The organism is Duganella sp. BJB1802, from assembly GCF_013369445.1.
GTDB lineage: Bacteria > Pseudomonadota > Gammaproteobacteria > Burkholderiales > Burkholderiaceae_D > Rugamonas > Rugamonas vulcania_A.
Genome location: NZ_JABWEF010000013.1, coordinates 1 through 16,261 on the forward strand (window position 1 = coordinate 1; position 16,261 = coordinate 16,261).

The 16,261-nt window shown below is 63.7% G+C and carries 16 protein-coding genes; 12 read left to right on the forward strand and 4 right to left on the reverse strand.

All coding sequences use genetic code 11. The annotated features are described in order from the left end of the window. Positions 1 to 835 (reverse strand): alpha/beta fold hydrolase (locus HUX88_RS19870; protein ID WP_229219431.1); only part of this gene is annotated, 835 nt, incomplete at its 3' end. A 201-nt stretch (positions 836 to 1,036) separates the two neighbouring features. Here HUX88_RS19870 and HUX88_RS19875 point away from each other — a divergent pair. The 3 genes from HUX88_RS19875 to HUX88_RS19885 all read left to right on the forward strand — a co-directional run bounded on the left by HUX88_RS19875 (position 1,037) and on the right by HUX88_RS19885 (position 3,983). Then, positions 1,037 to 1,684: a glutathione S-transferase family protein gene (locus HUX88_RS19875; RefSeq protein WP_117014952.1), complete on the forward strand. Its 648-nt coding sequence runs from the start codon at positions 1,037 to 1,039 to the stop codon at positions 1,682 to 1,684. A 134-nt stretch (positions 1,685 to 1,818) separates the two neighbouring features. Further along, a complete protein-coding gene (locus HUX88_RS19880; RefSeq protein ID WP_117014951.1) occupies positions 1,819 to 2,781 on the forward strand; it encodes a tetratricopeptide repeat protein in 963 nt (320 codons plus the stop codon). Continuing rightward, positions 2,763 to 3,983, forward strand: coding sequence for an acyltransferase (locus HUX88_RS19885; protein ID WP_229213387.1), 1,221 nt, complete (start codon positions 2,763 to 2,765; stop codon positions 3,981 to 3,983). Before HUX88_RS19880 ends, HUX88_RS19885 begins: the two co-directional genes overlap by 19 nt. Positions 3,984 to 3,990: 7 nt before the next feature. Here the strand turns inward: HUX88_RS19885 and HUX88_RS19890 are convergent, their stop codons facing one another. Next, positions 3,991 to 5,901 (reverse strand): methyl-accepting chemotaxis protein, encoded by a 1,911-nt coding sequence (locus tag HUX88_RS19890; RefSeq protein ID WP_176362888.1) that lies wholly within the window; start codon positions 5,899 to 5,901, stop codon positions 3,991 to 3,993. A 177-nt stretch (positions 5,902 to 6,078) separates the two neighbouring features. On the opposite strand from HUX88_RS19890, the gene HUX88_RS19895 reads away from it, so the two are divergent. The 7 genes from HUX88_RS19895 (at position 6,079) to HUX88_RS32490 (ending at position 11,307) form a co-directional block, all read left to right on the forward strand. Further along, on the forward strand, positions 6,079 to 7,503 hold the full coding sequence (locus HUX88_RS19895) for a sensor histidine kinase KdpD (RefSeq protein WP_176362889.1): 1,425 nt from the start codon (positions 6,079 to 6,081) through the stop codon (positions 7,501 to 7,503). After that, positions 7,493 to 8,068: a hypothetical protein gene (locus HUX88_RS19900; protein WP_117014947.1), complete on the forward strand. Its 576-nt coding sequence runs from the start codon at positions 7,493 to 7,495 to the stop codon at positions 8,066 to 8,068. The genes HUX88_RS19895 and HUX88_RS19900 overlap by 11 nt, the downstream gene beginning before the upstream one ends. Continuing rightward, positions 8,065 to 9,525 (forward strand): sigma 54-interacting transcriptional regulator, encoded by a 1,461-nt coding sequence (locus tag HUX88_RS19905; RefSeq protein ID WP_301549485.1) that lies wholly within the window; start codon positions 8,065 to 8,067, stop codon positions 9,523 to 9,525. Before HUX88_RS19900 ends, HUX88_RS19905 begins: the two co-directional genes overlap by 4 nt. 227 nt (positions 9,526 to 9,752) lie before the next feature. After that, the gene (locus tag HUX88_RS19910; RefSeq protein ID WP_176362890.1) at positions 9,753 to 10,070 is read left to right on the forward strand and encodes a BON domain-containing protein; all 318 of its coding nucleotides are present in this window, start codon (positions 9,753 to 9,755) and stop codon (positions 10,068 to 10,070) included. Between the two features lie 322 nt (positions 10,071 to 10,392). Then, entirely contained in the window at positions 10,393 to 10,545 is a 153-nt protein-coding gene (locus HUX88_RS32480; RefSeq protein WP_229219432.1) for a hypothetical protein, read from the forward strand. A gap of 115 nt (positions 10,546 to 10,660) precedes the next feature. After that, a complete protein-coding gene (locus tag HUX88_RS32485) occupies positions 10,661 to 10,843 on the forward strand; it encodes a hypothetical protein (RefSeq protein ID WP_229219433.1) in 183 nt (60 codons plus the stop codon). Continuing rightward, the gene (locus HUX88_RS32490; protein WP_229219434.1) at positions 10,822 to 11,307 is read left to right on the forward strand and encodes a transposase; all 486 of its coding nucleotides are present in this window, start codon (positions 10,822 to 10,824) and stop codon (positions 11,305 to 11,307) included. The genes HUX88_RS32485 and HUX88_RS32490 overlap by 22 nt, the downstream gene beginning before the upstream one ends. Before the next feature lie 123 nt (positions 11,308 to 11,430). Here the strand turns inward: HUX88_RS32490 and HUX88_RS19920 are convergent, their stop codons facing one another. Continuing rightward, positions 11,431 to 12,753 carry a homoserine dehydrogenase gene (locus tag HUX88_RS19920; protein ID WP_176362891.1) on the reverse strand — a complete coding sequence of 441 codons (1,323 nt, stop codon included), beginning with the start codon at positions 12,751 to 12,753 and terminating at the stop codon, positions 11,431 to 11,433. Between the two features lie 21 nt (positions 12,754 to 12,774). Beyond that, a complete protein-coding gene (locus HUX88_RS19925; RefSeq protein WP_117014944.1) occupies positions 12,775 to 14,007 on the reverse strand; it encodes a pyridoxal phosphate-dependent aminotransferase in 1,233 nt (410 codons plus the stop codon). Positions 14,008 to 14,203: 196 nt separating this feature from the next. Between HUX88_RS19925 and HUX88_RS19930 the strand changes: the two genes are divergently transcribed. After that, on the forward strand, positions 14,204 to 14,596 hold the full coding sequence (locus tag HUX88_RS19930; protein ID WP_117014943.1) for an Mth938-like domain-containing protein: 393 nt from the start codon (positions 14,204 to 14,206) through the stop codon (positions 14,594 to 14,596). After that, positions 14,596 to 16,257, forward strand: coding sequence for a glycosyltransferase family 39 protein (locus HUX88_RS19935; RefSeq protein ID WP_176362892.1), 1,662 nt, complete (start codon positions 14,596 to 14,598; stop codon positions 16,255 to 16,257). Before HUX88_RS19930 ends, HUX88_RS19935 begins: the two co-directional genes overlap by 1 nt. Positions 16,258 to 16,261: the final 4 nt, after the last annotated feature.

Sequence of the window (16,261 nt, forward strand, 5' to 3'; positions counted from 1 at the left end):
GGCGGTCCTGCGCCAGCTTGTGCGCGCGGCGCTGGTCCTGCGCCGCGGCGCCGGCAATCACCTGCTGAATGGCGCCGGTCACCAGCGCCGGCTCTTCCAGATGAATGTTGTGTCCGCTATTGGCAGTGACGACATGGCTGCCGGACGAAAACTGCAGGAACAACTGCTCATGCAGCGAACGCCACACCGCCACCGCCGGCACCGTATGCATGAAGAATTCCGGCTGCTCGCGCACCATGGTCGAGGTCAGCACGACGGCCGGCACGTCCGGCAGCCGTGGCGCGGGCAGCAGGCTGGCGGCGGCGAAGGCGTCGTCCACCAGTTTGCTTTCAGCCTTCAACGGCGCGGGCGTCAGCGAGTCGAGGTACTTCTGGTCTTGCGCGACCTTGGCCGCATCGATCTTCTTGAGCTCGGTGTCGAAACGTTCCATGCTGGGATCGACAAACACCATGCCGGCGACCTGCTCAGGATGGCGCTGGGCGAACAGGCGTATCAGATAGCCGCCGTAGGAGTGGCCGACCAGGATGAACGGCGGCGACAGGTGGGCGGCTTCGATCGCCTGGTCCAGCTCCGCGCTGCTGCGCTGCGGCGTGCGCGGTTCCGGACGCGCATCGGATTTTCCGATCCCGGCGCGCGAATAAACAAACACCTTGGCCGACTTGGCGACATCCGGCGCCACCTTTCTCCAGACCGACAGATCGCTGGCAAAGCCCGATTCGAAGATGACGGTGTAGGGGCCGCTGCCTGCACTCACCGCGTCGACGTGATAGGGGCCGACATTGACGCCATCCTGGCCGGTGGCGTCAATGGCGGACGCCGCGGTGAAAGCACACATCAGTACGACTGCTGCAAAATTCCTGGAAAACGGCTGCTTCAATCCACGCTCCTGGTAGGCTGTTGACAAGCTTGGTTAATTTGCAAGCTTACCGCACATCGGCGCATAATTGGAAAGATTTGGCGCGGCATGTCGATTCGGCGGCGTGCCGTTCGTCGTCATCTATGAGAAGGCTGGATTTCACCATCACAGGAGACCATCATGACCATCACGATTACCGCTTTTGAACGCTCGCCCGACGGCGGCATGGGGCTGGCCCGCGACACGCGCGTTCGCTGGGCGCTGGAGGAAGCGGGGCTGCCCTACGAGGTGCGTCCGGTTTCGTTCGCCGCGATGAAGGAGCCCGCGCATCTGGCGCTTCATCCCTTCGGCCAGATCCCGACCTACGAGGAAGGCGACCTGGCGCTGTTCGAATCCGGCGCCATCATCTTCCATATCGCTTCGCACCATGCGGGTTTGCTGCCGGACGAGGCCAACGCCCGGGCCCGTGCGGTGACGTGGATATTCGCAGCGCTCAACACGATGGAGCCGCCGATCCTTGAGTTGGTCACCGCGAAATTTCTGGAGGGCGACAAGCCTTGGAGCAAGGAGCGCATGCCGCTGATCGTCGATCGCATCCGCCATCGCCTGAATCAGCTCTCGGCGCGCCTGGCGGATGCCGAATGGCTGGACGGCGCGTTCAGCGCGGGCGACCTGACCATGGTGTCGGTGCTGCTCAGGCTGCGGCCGTCAGGTGTGCTGAACGAATTCCCCAGCCTGGCCGCGTATGTCGCGCGCGGAGAAGCGCGCCCTGCCTACCAGCGCGCGTTCGCCGCCCAGTTGGCGTTCAATCGCGGGAGTTCGGACTGAGTTCGTCTACGGATAATCACAATGCTCACCGCACAGGCCGCTATCGGTCCTCAACGACGCCGATCTGTCGAGCAGGCCCAGCCAGATCGATCGATTACAATAAATACAATGGATCGTATCACGACATCTCTGCCATGACGGCACGCTTCTTTGAAATCACAATGCCAAGACACTCAAACAGAATACACAAATTATTTTTAGGCATGCTCTGCGCAGTATTGACTTCCAATTCGCATTTGGAGCCTTTGACATCCGTGGCTGTCGAAGACGGTCGTGACCGGCTTGATTCCTTGCTAAACGAAAGACTGGATTTCATCAGGAATCAAGGCGGGCCTTACGTCGATCCCGACAAGGGGCTGCGGTGGATTTCTTCGATCTTTACTTCCCCTTATTGTCCCCACTGTCCGGTCGAACAGCCAATTACGGACGAAGAAGAAACAAAGAGAGCCAACGCAATTCGAATGGAAGCTGAAAAGGGAGAAGCCGACGCGCAATTTCAACTGGCTGGCCGCTATCTTGAAGGCAAGGGAGTGGCTCGCGATGTTAATCAAGGCCTGCGTTGGTTAGAGGCCGCCGCCGCCAATGGTGTAGGCAAAGCGACCTTTGCGCTCGCGGAGATCTACGATCTAGGCATCTATGTGCCAGTTGACCAGCAAAAGGCGGCACATTTATATGAAATCGCATTGTCTGAGCGGGCTTATCCCGATTTTTCCCGCCGAAGGCTAGGCGAGATGAATGAGTTCGGCATTGGTATCCCGCAGAACTTCGCCAAGGCAATGGAACTATACCAACCGGAGATCGCGCCTCGTGATCGCCCACCATTTCCGTTGAGGTCGTCTCATAGGGCTGAGTTTGCTATCGGTAGGCTGTATGCTCAGGGCAAAGGGGTGCCTCAGGACTACGCCAAGGCAGCCGAATGGTTTCTTATAGCGGTTGACAGGGGAACCGGCTATGGTGGGGCGACTCCCGAGGCGGAATGCGCCCTTGCGATCATGTACTGGACTGGCTTGGGTGTTCCGCGGGACCAGGAGCGTGGCGACTTCTTCCTGCATCGGCCGAACACCATGGGTATGAAGGCATGTCAGACGCTGAAGTGAGATCGTTCTCCGGCCAGAAGAAACCAAGTAAAAAAACCTTCACCAAAAAAACTCTAATGGTGCATTTTGATTCGCCCGCCCGCCTTGTCGGGCTGGACACCCTGCGCTCGCTAGCAATAGCAATGGTGCTGATGTCTCACTACAACGGCTTTGTCAGACAAGGGCCGGGCTTTGGCGCTATAGGGAGCATTGGCTGGGCCGGCGTCGACCTGTTTTTCGTACTGAGCGGCTACCTGATCGGCAACCAGCTCCTGGCGCCCGCAGCCCGCGGCGAGAGTCTGGACTTGCCGGCTTTTTTTGCTCGACGTCTGCTGCGCACCCTCCCGAACTACTACGTACTGCTGGCCGTCTACCTGCTGCTGCCCCACAGTCCAATCTCGGGCGAGAAAATGGCCTCTCTCTGGCGCTTTCTCACATTCACCCAAAATATAGGTATGAATTATGACCAGACGTTTACACATTCATGGTCGCTTTGCATTGAGGAGCAGTTCTACCTGGTGCTGCCGCTGGCGGTGGTTGCCCTGGTCGGTAGCAGGCGCTCGCCGCGCCCGCTTTGGTGTGCCCTGCTTGCCGCCATCGCGGCCGGCATGACAGCGCGCGGCATTGCCTTCATGAGTGGCAAGGATGTATTCGCTGCGCCAGTGTACTACTCAAGCTATGGCCGCTTCGACGAATTACTGCCGGGGGTAGCCATTGCCTTGCTGAAGAATTTCCATCCCGTAGGATTCGCCCGCTTGCTTCGCTATGGGAACGCGTTGTTTGTGGCGGGTCTCGCCAGTGCCGCAGCCGTGCTATACGGTGTAATGAACGAAGCACCGACTGTCTTCCTTGCGTCGACCTTTGGCTTTTCGCTGGTCGCAGCCAGTTTCGCGCTGCTGACCTGCTCGGCGCTTAGCCCATCGTCGTTGCTGAACCGACTGCAGATCCCGGGGGCGAAGAGCTTGGCGCTCTGGTCGTATGCCGTGTACTTGGTCCACAAGCCGGTGTTTATGGCTCTTAGTCCAGAACTTCAGGCAAAGGACGTTGACGTCGACGCACCACTTACCATTATCGTGGTCATGGCCATTGGAATTTTTGGCGGTTGGCTACTGTACCGACTAGTAGAGACACCGTTCATGCAACTGCGGGCGCGCTTGTATCCGAGGAATCCAATGCAGGGGCTCGCAGTCATTCCTAATCAGGTGTCCACAGGCGGCAAGTAGACTGTGCCTAGCGCAGCGCCAGGCGGCCGGTACCGGCGCGCGGCGCATCCTCCAGCTTGAACACGCTGACCACCTCGGCCAGGTTGGCGGCCTGCTCCTGCAAGGATCCCGCTGCGGCGGCCGCCTCCTCCACCAGCGCGGCGTTCTGCTGCGTGGTGCTGTCGATCTCGGTCACCGCCAGGTTGACCTGAGCGATGCCTTCGCTCTGCTCGTGGCTGGCGGCGACGATCTCGCCCATGATGCTGGTCACCTGCTCCACCGAGGACACGATCTTGCTCATCGTGGCGCCGGCTTCATCGACCAGCACGCTGCCGGCATCGACCTTCGTCACCGAGTCGCCGATCAGCTCCTTGATCTCCTTGGCCGCGCCGGCCGAGCGCTGCGCCAGGTTGCGCACCTCGGACGCCACCACCGCGAATCCTCGTCCCTGTTCGCCCGCGCGCGCCGCCTCCACCGCCGCGTTCAAGGCCAGGATGTTGGTCTGGAACGCGATGCCATCGATCACGCCGATGATGTCGACGATCTTGCGCGAGCTGTCCTTGATCGACACCATGGTCTGCACCACACGCCCCACCACCGCGCCACCCTCGGTCGCGTAGCCCGACGCGGACTGCACCAGCTGGTTGGCGTGCCTGGCGCTCTCGGCGTTCTGCGTCACGGTGGCCGTCAATTGCTCCATCGCGGACGCGGTCTCCTCCAGGCTGGACGCCTGCGCCTCGGTGCGCGCCGACAGGTCCAGGTTGCCGCTGGCGATCTCGCTGGACGCGGTGGCGATGGTCTCCGTGCTGTCGCGCACCTGTCGTATGGTGGCGTTCAGCGACGACACGAAGCGGTTGAAACCATCGGCCAGCGCGCCGACCTCGTCCTCGCTCTCGACCGTCATGCGGCGGCTCAGGTCGCCATTGCCGTCGGCGATCTCGCCCAGCATCTGCGCGGCGCGCGCCACCGGCGCGGCGATCGCGCGGCTGACCAGGTACACCACGAACAGGCCGATGCCGCCGCCCACCAGGCCGCCCACCAGCGCAGAGATCGTCACCGAACGCGTGACCGCGCCCAGCACCTCGGACTCCGGCACTTCGGCGATCACGTACATATTCAGTTCCGGCACGAACGACGACGCCACCAGCCGCTTGCCGCCCGGCGCCGAGTACGCGGCGCTGGCGTAGTTCTGGCCGCCGAGCAGCTTGGTGCTCAGCTCGGCATTGAAGCCCGGCAGGTCCTTCATGTAGTGCTGCCCGTCCGCCAGCGCGGTATCGTGGTGCACGATCAGCATGCCGTTCGGCCGCACCAGGTACACGAAGCCGGACAAGCCCACCTTGTAGCTGCGGATGTTCTCGGCCAGCTTGTTGACCGCCAGGCCCAGGCTGGCCACGCCGATCTTGCCGTCGCCGGTATCGAAGCGCGTGTTGATGAAGACGTTGTAGGTGCTGGCGCCCGGTTCCTTGTCCAGGTTGAGCGAGTACGGCTTGCCGCTGGCGAGGAAGCCGAAGAACCACTGGTCGGCCGCCGCCCCCTTGTCCAGCGTGCGGTTGTAGCCCTTGTCGTCGAAGTACTTGCCGGTGCTGGCCGAGACCCACGACACCGCCGCCGCCTTGGCGCTTTTGCGGATGCTGGCCGCGTATGCGGTCCAGGCCGACAGGCCGCTGTCGGGCAGGCCGGCTTTTTCCCAGTCCAGCAGGAAGGTGTTGGCGCTGACCGACAACGCGGCCGCCAGCGGTTCGCCGATCTGGCGCAGGATATCGTTGCGGATCTCGCCCACCTCGGCCGGCAGCTCCTGGTTCACCACGCGCTCGCGGATGCTGTTGCCGGTCATGACCACGCTCAGCGTCGCCGAGATCGCCAGGAACAGCAGCAGGCAGGCCGCCATGCTGAGCATCAGTTTTTGCTGGATCGACAAACGACGCAGAAGACTAGCCATGACACCCCCAAAAGTTAAATCGGCACCAGCACATTTGTAAATCAGCGTAATCGAAGTGTGTTGCCGCGCGCAACATAAAATTTCCGCTCCGTGCCGGACAACAACGCAACCAATCGAACAGGCTGTAGGGGCGCTTTCGCCATATCATTCAGCCAATATAGAGACTATTTAACGACGATGCTTACGAAACTCTCGTTTCGCCAGCTGCTGCTGGGCGTCTTCCTGTTGATCGCCGTGCTGCTGAGCGCCGCTTCGCTGCACGCGCTGTGGACGCTGGACCGGCTCGCCGCCCACAGCCGCGACAGCGGACGCCACGCCCTGGCACTGACCGAAAACACCCAGCAACTGGCCGAGCGCAGCGTGGCGATGACGCGCAGCGCGCGGCAGTTCCTCGTGCTGGACGACCCCGCCTTCCGCAAGCGTTACGCCGACGCCTGGCGCGAGGCGCGCGCGGCGCTGGACGCCGTGTCCGCCGCCCTGCCCTACACGCCGCCCGCCACCTTCGAGCGCTGGCGCCATGCGGGCGAGCAGGCCTGGGAGCTGTTGCAGGCGCCCGCGCGTCCGCGTTCCGGCGCGCGCCAGCAGGCGCTGGAGAAAGTGCTGGCGCCGCTGCCGGCCGTGAACGCCGAGCTGGCCGACGAGGTCAAGCAGGAAGTCGAACGCCGCAACGGCGAACTGCTCACCGAGCTGGACCAGCGGCGCGGCGTGCTCAAGGGGCAAGTGATGGCCTCCATCGTGCTGGCCGCGCTGCTGGCCGGCGGCTTCGGCCTGTGGCTGTCGCGCCCGCTGGCGCAGATCGAATCGGCCATCGACCGGCTCGGCGAGAACCGCTACGACCAGCCCATCGCCGTGCGCGGCCCGAGCGACCTGCAGCACGTGGGCCAGCAGCTGAACTGGCTGCGCCAGCGGCTGTCGGACCTGGAGGAGGACAAGGCCCGCTTCCTGCGCCACATCTCGCACGAACTGAAGACGCCGCTGGCCGCGCTGCGCGAAGGCGTGGCGCTGCTGGAGGACGGCGTGGCCGGCGCGCTGTCGCCCAACCAGCGCGAGATCGCCGGCATCCTGAACCAGAACACGGCGGCGCTGCAATCGCAGATCGAGGCGCTGCTGCGCTACAACGCCGCCACCTTCGACGCCCACCGCCTGCAGCGCGAGCCGGCCGACATGGCGGCGCTGCTGGCGCAGGCCGTGTCCGCGCAGCGCCTGCAATGGCAGGCCGCCGGGCTGGGCGTCGCCATCGAGGGCCGCGCCCGGCCGATCGCGGTCGACGCCGAGAAGATGGCGGTCGCCATCGGCAACCTGTTGTCGAACGCCGTGCGCTTCAGCCCGCGCGACGGCCAGGTGACGTTCCGCGTCGCCGAGGCCGGCGGCAAGCTGCTGCTGGACTGCCTCGACCAGGGACCGGGCGTGGCGCCGGACGACGCGGCCCGCATCTTCGAACCGTTTTACCAGGGCACGCGCCAGCCCGCCGGCGCGCGCCGGGGCAACGGCATCGGCCTGTCCATCGTCTACGAATACGTCGCCGCCCACGGCGGCGCCTTGCAACTGCTGCCGTCCGACCAGGGCGCGCACTTCCGGATCGAACTGCCCTATGAAACGTAATTCCCCCTTGCTGTTGCTGCTGCTCAGCCTGTCGCTGGCCGGTTGCACGCTGACCCAGCCCCGGCCGCCGCTGCCCACGCCGGCCGAAGTGACGCTGCCGCCGCCGCCGGCCATCGTCGAACTGCCGCCGCCACCGCCACCCGATGAAGTGGGGCCGCTGCTCAGCTATCACCAGCAGCTGCGCAAGATGACGCAGGGCGACATGCTCAAGGAGTTGAGCGGACTGAGCCTGCAACAACGCAGCCCGCGCGTGGCGGTCCAGATGGGCATGGTGCTGATGCTCACGCGCGGCAGCGGCGACCTGGCGCGCGCGCAGGCGCTGCTCGACAGCGTGGCCACCGCCACCGAGACCGAGGCGCAGCCGTTCAAGGCGCTGGCGCAGCTGTTGTCCAGCAATTGCGCCGAGACGCGCCGGCTGGCCGAGCACGCCGACAAGCTGGCCGTGCAGCAGAAGGACAGCCAGCGCCGCATCGACCAGCTCAACGAAATGCTGGAAGGCTTGAAGACCATCGAGCGCACGCTGCCGGCCCGTCCGGCGCCGGGCCCGCAGGCGGTGATCAAATGAACGCGCCGGCCGACATCCAACGCGAACCCGGCGCGCTGACCCGCGCCGGCGACAACGGCGCGCCGCGCAGCGCCGCCGCCGGCCAGGGCGCGCACCTGCTGCTGGTGGACGACGACGCCGACCTGCTGCGCCTGCTGTCGATGCGCCTGAGCGCCAACGGCTACCGCGTGACGGCGGTCGGCAGCGCGGAGGCGGCGCTGGCGCGCCTGTCGATCGAGCTGCCGCGCCTGGTCATCACCGACATCCGCCTGCCGGACCGCGACGGCATGTCGCTGTTCCAGGAGATCCGCGGCAGCTACCCGGCCCTGCCGGTGATCCTGCTGACCGCGCACGGCACCATCCCCGACGCGGTCGAAGCCACCACGCTGGGCGCCTTCGCCTACCTGACCAAGCCGTTCGACGCCAAGACGCTGCTGGAGCGCATCGTGCAGGCGCTGAGCCTGTCGGCGCCCGAGGCCGGCCCCGCCAGCGGCGACCACGCCTGGCGTGCCGGCCTGATCAGCCGCAGCCAGTGCATGGACGAGCTGCTGGCCGAGGCGCGGCTGGTGGCGGCCTCCGACGCCAGCATCCTGATCCAAGGTGAAAGCGGCACCGGCAAGGAGCTGCTGGCCAACGCCATCCACCGCGCCAGCCGTCGCAGCAAGGCGCCGTTCATCGCCGTCAACTGCGGCGCGATTCCCGAGGCGTTGCTGGAGTCGGAACTGTTCGGCCACATCAAGGGCGCCTACACCGGCGCCGTCTCCAGCCGCGAGGGCCTGCTGCAGGCGGCCGACGGCGGCACCTTGTTCCTCGACGAGATCGGCGACATGCCGCTGCTGCTGCAGGTGAAGCTGCTGCGCGTGCTGCAGGAGCGCGTGGTGCGCCAGCTCGGCTCCGACGTCGCGCGGCCGGTGGACGTACGCATCCTGTCGGCCACGCACCGCGACCTGGACGCGGCCATGCACGAGGGCCAGTTCCGCGAAGACTTGTACTACCGGCTCAACGTCATCACGCTGACCCTGCCGCCGCTGTCGCAGCGCCGCGAGGACATCGCGCCGATGGCGACCCAGTTCCTGCAGACGCTGGCCGCCAAGTACGGCAAGACCGTGCGCGGTTACGCGCCCGGCGCGCTGGAGGCGCTGACCACGGCGGCGTGGCCCGGCAACGTGCGCCAGCTGTACAACGTGGTCGAGCACGTGTGCGCGCTGGCGACCGCGCCGCTGGTGCCGCTGTCGCTGGTGCAGCGTGCGCTGCGGGTGCCGTCGCTGGAGGTGCTCAGCTACACCGAAGCCAAGCAGCGCTTCGAACGCAACTACCTGGTCCAGCTGCTGAAACTCACCGACGGCAACGTGGCCGACGCCGCCCGCCTGGCCGAGCGCAACCGGACCGAGTTCTACCGCCTGCTGCAAAAGCACGACCTGGATGCCAGCCTGTTCCGCAGCGACGGTACCGCTGTCGCTGCAGAGCGACAGGAATAAATCAATATAAATCAATCAGTTACAGAATGGCGGCGGCGGCTTGTCGCCATTTCCCGACAAAATCGGGGCAATATGGCCGGGAATGCCACGGTCAGTCGATTTCCAATAGGAAAATATGACGTAAGCACATGATTTTAAAGAACTTATTATGGCTGGCACGGCCTTTGCAAAGGAGAGGATAACGTCACTGACGTTTCACCCTCAAACTTGAACAAAGGAAGCAAATCATGATGACTACCAAACTGATCGCCCGCCTGATGGTTGCCGCCACCCTGACCGCCGCCGCCGCGACGGGCACCGCATTTGCTGCTGGCCAGACCGATGCCGCCATGGCTGGCGCCGCCACCAATGACGAAGCCATCACCAGCAAGATCAAGGCTTCCCTGGCGGATCAAAAGCAAATCGGCGTGACCACCACCGACGGCGTGGTTGTGTTGAGTGGTTCGGTGGCGAGCACCGACATCGGCACCAAAGCGATCCAGGTAGCCTCGGCAGTGCCTGGCGTGAAGGAAGTAAAGAGCGAACTGACCGTCGCATCGAAGTAAGCAGCAACCCCGAGTAAATAGGAGCAACCCTTTACCGGACAGCGCACGTAGGCGCCGTCCGGTTTTTTTTCGCCCAAACAATTTGGGGTCAAGTCTGACATTCGGACACGAGCTCTTCCGTAGCGGTCGCTACGGAAGAGCTCAGTCCGAATGTCAGACTTCGTATATTGAGCGTACCGGCATTCCATCGGATAATAACGAAGTAAGTGCGGCCGGTGAGTGACGCTGATCAGACTTAGTGCCATGGGAGCACGTGGGTCAGATAGGTGCCTCTGCCTGTTTCATTTGATAAGTCCGAACGGTATCTTGGGCCATCGCGTCAATGCGTAAGCCTGCATACGAGGAAGGTCAAAAAATGGACGCGATATACGCAGCAGTAGGTATTGATGTCAGTAAGAGAAAATTAGATATTGCACTGCTGGTCAACGGAAAAACCAAGACCAAGGTGCTGGAAAACCCATCGAAGGTCAAATGAGCGCTGCTCGATTGGCTGGCAAATCCAAGGTGCCGTTATCGGCCTTGCACGTTTGCATGGAGGCGACCGGGGTGTATTCCGAGCCGGTGGCGCTTGCGTTGCACCAGGCCGCCTGATGGTGAGCGTGGAGAATCCGGCCTGCATCAAAGGCTTTGGCCACAGCGAGAATATTCGCAACAAGAACGATGCCATCGACGCCGGCCTGGATCGCTCGCTACTGCGCAATGCGGCCTGCGCCCTGGAGTCCGCCGCCGCTGGAACAGCGCCAGTTGCGGCATGGACACAGCGTTCGCCTTGAAGGATATCCGCCAGCAGGAAAGAGAACCGCCGGAGGCGTTAGCCATCGGTGGAATGGACGAGGTGGTGCAGCAACGGCGGCAGCATATCACCTGGCTCAGCGCAGAAATTGAGAAGCTTGAAAGCGACATCGACGATCACATCGATCGCCATCCTGGCCTGAAGCACGATGCGGAGTTGCTCACCACAATCCCCGGCGTAGGGATGACCACGGCGGCCAAAGTATTGGGAGTTTGGGCGATATCCGCCGCTTTGGCAGTGAAAGCCTTCGCCGCCTTCCTTGGCGTAACGCCCAAACAACGCAGCTCCGGAAGCTCAGTGAGGGGACGAACGACCATCAGTCGAACAGGCAATACATCATTGCGCGCTGCGCTGTATATGCCTAGCCTGGTGGCGCGCCGTCATAACCCCATCCTGCGCCAATTCGCCGAGCGGCTTGCACTGGCATGGCACAGAAAGCCGTGATCGGCAGTCATGCACAAACTGGCTCACCTGATTTATGGGGTGATACACAATGACAAGCCTTTCGATCCTAATTACTTATCGAAAGGGCTTGCCATTCAAGACGGTATCTGACCCCAGGTTGAATTAGCTCAGGTTTTCCAGGCGGATCTTGGTGACTTGGCCGCAGACGGTGGCCAGGCCTTCGATCTTGGCGATGGCCGCCATGACGTTCTTTTCCTGCGTCTGGTGCGTCAGGAAGATGATGTCGGTGCGGGTCTCGCCTTCCGCCGGTTCCTTCTGCATCATCGCGTCGATCGAGATGGTGGCGTCGGCCAGGATGCGGGTCAGGTCGGCCAGCACGCCCGGCTGGTCGCTGACGTTCATGCGCAAGTAGTAGCTGGTGGTGATCTCCGACATCGGCAGAATCTCGATGTCGGTCATCGCGTTCGGCTGGAACGCCAGGTGCGGCACGCGGTGCTCGGCGTCGGCCGTGGCCAGGCGGGCGATGTCGACCAGGTCGGCGATCACGGCCGAGGCGGTCGGCTCGGAACCGGCGCCCTTGCCGTAGTACAGCGTGGCGCCGACGGCGTCGCCCTGCACCAGCACGGCGTTCATCGCGCCTTCGACGTTGGCGATCAAGCGCTTCGATGGGATCAGCGTCGGATGCACGCGCAGCTCCACGCCTTCCACGCCGTTGACCTTGGCGCGCTTGGCGATGCCCAGCAGCTTGATGCGGTAGCCCAGCTGCTCGGCGTAGCGGATGTCGATGGCGTTGAGCTTGGAGATGCCCTCCACATACGCCTTGTCGAACTGCACCGGAATGCCGAACGCGATCGCCGACATGATGGTGGCCTTGTGCGCGGCGTCCACGCCCTCGATGTCGAAGGTCGGGTCGGCTTCGGCGTAGCCCAGTTCCTGCGCCTGCTTGAGCACGGTGCCGAAGTCCAGGCCCTTGTCGCGCATCTCGGACAGGATGAAGTTGGTGGTGCCGTTGATGATGCCGGCGAACCATTCGATGCGGTTGGCGGTCAGGCCTTCGCGCAGCGCCTTGATGATGGGGATGCCGCCGGCCACGGCCGCTTCGAACGCCACCATCACGCCCTTGGCTTGCGCCGCGGCGAAGATTTCGTTGCCATGCACGGCCAGCAGCGCCTTGTTGGCGGTGACCACGTGCTTGCCGTTGGCGATGGCCTGCAGCACCAGCGCCTTGGCCTGGTCGTAGCCGCCGATCAGCTCGACGACGATGTCGATCTCGGGATCGTTGACGATGTCGAACGGGTCGGCCACCACCTTGACCTTGCCGCCGGTGCGCTGCTTGGCGCGCTCCAGGTTGCGGGCCGAGACGGCGACGATTTCGATGCCGCGGCCGGCACGGCGGCGGATTTCTTCCTGATTGCGCGCCAACACGTCGAACGTGCCGCCGCCGACGTTACCGACGCCGAGCAAACCTACTTTGATGGGTTTCATATAAATCGTTTCTATTGTTTGTTAGAAGCTGGCGCCGTGACGTTTCCGGTAGCCTTCCATGAACTTGGCGATACGGCCGAAGGCTTCCGTCATGTCGTCGGTGTTCGGCAGGAACACGACACGGAAGTGGTCCGGGGCGATCCAGTTGAAGCCGCTGCCCTGAACGATCAGCACTTTGGTTTCGGCCAGCAGCTCATAGGCGAACTGCTGGTCGTCCGAAATCGGGTAGATCTTCGGATCGAGGCGTGGGAACATATACAGCGCAGCTTTCGGCTTGACGCACGTTACGCCTGGAATATCGGTGAGCAGCTTGTGCGCCAGGTCGCGCTGCTTGAGCAGGCGCCCGCCCGGCCCCACCAGGTCCTGGATGGACTGGTAGCCGCCGAGCGCGGTCTGGATCGCAAACTGGCCCGGCGCGTTGGCGCACAGGCGCATCGAGGCCAGCATGTTCAGGCCCTCGATGTAATCCTTCGCATGGTCCTTCTGGCCCGACACCACCATCCAGCCGGCGCGGTAGCCGCAGGCGCGGTAGTTCTTCGACAGGCCGTTGAAGGTGACGAACAGCACGTCGTCGGCCAGCGAGGCGATCGAGACGTGCTCGGCGCCGTCGTACAGCACCTTGTCGTAGATTTCGTCGGCGTAGATGATCAGCTGGTGCTGGCGCGCCAGTTCGATGATCTGCAGCAGCAGCTCGACCGGGTACAGCGCGCCGGTCGGATTGTTCGGGTTGATGACGACGATGGCGCGCGTGTTGGAGTTGATCTTGCGGCGCATGTCGTCGATGTCCGGGAACCAGTCCTGCATCTCGTCGCACACATAGTGCACCGGCGTGCCGCCCGACAGCGACACGGCGGCGGTCCACAGCGGATAGTCGGGCGCCGGCACCAGCACCTCGTCGCCGGTGTTGAGCAGCGCGTTCATCGACATGACGATCAGCTCGGACGCGCCGTTGCCCAGGTAGACGTCCTCGATGGTCACGCCGGGAATGTTCTTGCCCTGGGTGTAGTGCACCACGGCCTTGCGCGGCGCGAACATGCCCTTGGAATCGGTGTAGCCCGCCGCGTTCGGCAGGTTGATCTTCATGTCCTGGACGATTTCATCGGGCGGATCGAAACCGAACACGGCCAAGTTGCCGATATTCAACTTCGTGATCTTGTGGCCTTCTTCCTCCATCTGCCGGGCTTTTTCCGGCACCGGGCCGCGGATCTCGTAGCAGACTTCCGCTAATTTGTTCGATTTTTGAATCGGTCGCAAAATAAAATCCTGTCTTGGTGAGGCAAATCGCTCAGGACTGCCAAAACGCCCCGGCGGCCCGTGCTGCAATGCGAAAAGAACCATTCTGCCGAAAGCCTCCCATTTAATCAACCTGTAAGGGGTGGAAAGCGCAGGAACACCCCGGAAAAACGCTACAATGGCGCTTCTTTTGCCGACTAAACCCACGATTTCCGTCATGAAGCTCCACGCCAGCGATACCCAAAAATACCAGACCGTGACCGGTTACGATGAAACCGGGGTCGAAATCAACGCCCAACGCTACAACTACAGCCTGATCGTGCTGCCGGAAGTCCCGCCGCGCGCCTGGGACGCCCCGACCTTCGACGCTATTACCGCAGAGCATTTCGACATCATCGGCGCCGACAGCCCGGACGTCGTCATCCTCGGCACCGGCGCCCGCCAGCGCTTCATCCACCCGCGCCTGACCGCCGCGCTGACCATGCGCCGCATCGGCGTCGAATGCATGGACAGCCAGGCCGCCTGCCGCACCTACAACATCCTGATGGGCGAAGGCCGCAAGGTCACGCTGGCATTGATCATCGACCACAACGAGGGCACCACCGCCTGATGAACGACCTGTACAACTCCAAGAAAATCGTCTGGTCGCTGCTGGCCGCCTTCGTCATCGTCTGGCTGTACGTGTTGGGCGTGCGGACGCTGGTGCCGCCCGACGAGGGCCGCTACGCCGAGATGGCGCGCGAAATGTTCACCACCGGCGACTGGATCACCACCCGCCTGAACGGCATCAAGTACTTTGAAAAGCCGCCCCTGCAAACCTGGATGAACGCGGCCTCGTTCGCCGTGTTCGGGCTGGGCGAATGGCAGGCGCGCCTGTGGACCGGCCTGTGCGGCCTGGGCGGCGTGATCCTGACCGGCTACGCCGGCAACCGCGTGTTCGGCGCCCGCGCCGGCTTCTACGCCGCGCTGGCGCTCGGCTCCAGCCTGTTCTGGGTCGCTTCCGGCCAGATCGATTCGCTCGACATGAGCCTGTCGGGCATGATGACCATCGTGCTGTGCGCGGTCGTCTTGGCCCAGCGCGACGGCGCCACCGATAGCGCGCGCCGCAACTGGATGCTGGTCTGCTGGGCCGGCATGGCGCTGGCGGTGCTGGCCAAGGGCCTGATCGGCCTGGTGCTGCCGGGCGCGGTGCTGGTGCTGTACTCGGCGCTGTCGGGCGATCTGGCCATCTGGAAGCGCCTGCACCTGGGCAAGGGCCTGCTGTTGTTCTTCGCCGTCGCCACGCCGTGGTTCGTGCTGGTGGCCCAGCGCAATCCCGAGCAGCCCTACTTCTTCTTCGTGCACGAACACTGGGAACGCTTCTTCCTCAAGACCCACCACCGCGAAGGCGCGTGGTACTACTTCTTCGTGATGCTGGTGCCGGGCATCGTGCCGTGGCTGGGCGTGCTGCCGCAGGCGCTGTGGGGCGCCGTGCGCCGCGAACGCAACACGGTGTTCCAGCCCAAGCTGATGCTCTTGATCTGGGCCGTGTTTATTTTCTTCTTCTTCAGCTATTCCAGCTCCAAGCTGCCCGGCTACATCCTGCCGATCTTCCCGGCGCTGGCCCTGCTGATCGGCGTCTACCTGGAAAACGCCTCGCGCCGCAGCCGCATGATCGCCGCCGGCCTGCTGGTGCTGATCGGCGTGGCCGGCATTGCCGCCGTGCCGCAGATGGTCACCATGGCGGTGCGCCACCGCGAGGAAACCGCGCTGCTGGAGGCCTACCAGCCGTGGGTGCTGATGGCCGGCATCGTGGCCGCGGCCGGCGGCGCGCTGGCGCTGCTGCATGCGCGCCACCTGCGCCGCGACCTGACCGTGCTCACCATGGCCGTGGCCGGCTTCGCCGCGACCCAGCTGATCCTGGCCGGCTTCGAGCCGTATGGCAAAATGCGCTCCGGCAAAGCCGTGGCGCTGAAGATGCTGCCCGAGCTCAAGCCGGACACCAAGATCTATTCGATCACCACCTACGAGCAGTCGATGACCTTCTACCTGCGCCGCACCGTGGTGCTGGTCGATTACTGGGACGAGTTCACCTTCGGCCTGCGCCAGCAGCCGGAGCTGTCCATCCCGACGGTCGACGAGTTCGTCGTGCAGTGGAACGCGCAAACCAGGCAAGGCGTCAAGGCGCTGGCCATTTTGAGCCCGGAGAAGTACGAAGAGCTGAAGGACGACGGCCTGCCGATGCGCGTGGTGGCCGAGGATACGCGCCGCGTCGTGGTCGCCAACCTGTAACTTA